The sequence below is a fragment of the Endozoicomonas sp. SESOKO3 genome (genome assembly GCF_024606255.1).
The window spans coordinates 1-1343 of sequence record NZ_JAHHPR010000314.1; the positions used below are offsets into that span (position 1 = coordinate 1).

Genomic DNA, 1343 nt, shown 5'->3' on the forward strand with positions numbered 1-1343 from the left:
TTGGGGATCATAAAGAAAAGGTCATGAATGCCCTGCGCAAGCATGGGCTGGAATATGCCAGCCAACGGGTTCGTAATGATAAAGACTTTGTATTACACGCCATTTCAGAACATCCCCTGGAACTGCAATATTTGAGTGAAAAGCTGAGGGATAACAGAGATATCGTCGTGGCTGCGGTCGAAAAGTATCCCTGGGCTCTGCGTTATGCAAGTGAAAGACTCCGAACTGATAAAGACATTATTCGAATGGCCATTGCTGATAGTATTGATACCTTATCATTTGCCAGTGAAAAGGTATTGAGTGATCGCGAGTATATGCTGGACTTAATTGCAAAGAATGCTCGAGCTTTCATATATGTTGCTTCCGGGCTTAAAGATGATACCGCTTTTATCGAGGCTGCAAAACAAAGAAACCCCGAAGTTCTTGAATACGCCGCATCATCTGCGAATAAGGTCTGATCTATCCAGACAAGGTTCCCCACTACAAACCATGTTGCCTGCTTGTTGTGGTTCTTTCTATTGCTTGCTTCAGGCCGACGAGTGAATTTTATGAAAACATTATGGTCAAAAGAAAGTAATTAATTAAAGCGGAAGCTACTAAATCATGGGTGAATATTAACTTAAAAGGGATATTGTTGTGTTACCTGCCGAATTTGACAAATCACATCACCACGTACTGACAAAGAATCCAATTCAGGATACTGGGGCCAGTAGTCCATTCCAAAGTCATTTCGGTGGTCCTGATACCACTGGCGTTGCGATCGACGAAACGCCACTGGTCAAGCGCATCTGCAGAGCCAGCAGTTTATCTTTTTCAGATCAGGCTGCTGACTATTCTCCATCCAACCGGAAACAACTTGGGGGTAAGGGAATGTTTTTGCAGCGTATGCAGGCAATAGAAGTGCCTGTGCCACCGTTCAAATGTGTTACAGCCCGGGCAATGAATGCACTTGAACAACACCCGCTGGATACCCATTGTTTAGCGCGCTACCTCCAGGGGATTGTCCCTGAACCAGAGGCGGAGTGCAGTCTGATGAAGATCAGGGAACTCCTCAATACCCTGCCACCTTCAGAGCAAGACAAAAGGAATGAATGGCTGGAGGGTCTGGCGACCTTTGTTGCCAGCAGTGACTTTTACGAACAGGTTAAAGATTCTGAAGTGGCCCGGCATATGAGAGATCTGCGCAGTCAACTGATCGGTCTCTCGACATCACAGCCGTTGATTGTTCGCAGTTCCGGCATCAACGAAGACGACTATGGCGATGCCCAGGCGGGTAAATACCTCTCTCAAGTTCAGGGAGAAGAGGATGTTTTGCGTACCTGTCTTAAGGTCATGGCCTCAGG

At 46.5% G+C, this 1343-nt stretch carries 2 protein-coding genes; both read left to right on the top strand.

The annotated features are described in order from the left end of the window. Positions 1-458 (top strand): DUF4116 domain-containing protein (locus tag KDK18_RS05495; protein WP_257253778.1); only part of this gene is annotated, 458 nt, incomplete at its 5' end. 178 nt (positions 459-636) lie between these two features. Then, positions 637-1343, top strand: a 707-nt coding sequence (locus tag KDK18_RS14695) for a PEP/pyruvate-binding domain-containing protein (protein WP_257253779.1), incomplete at its 3' end; no start/stop codon positions are given.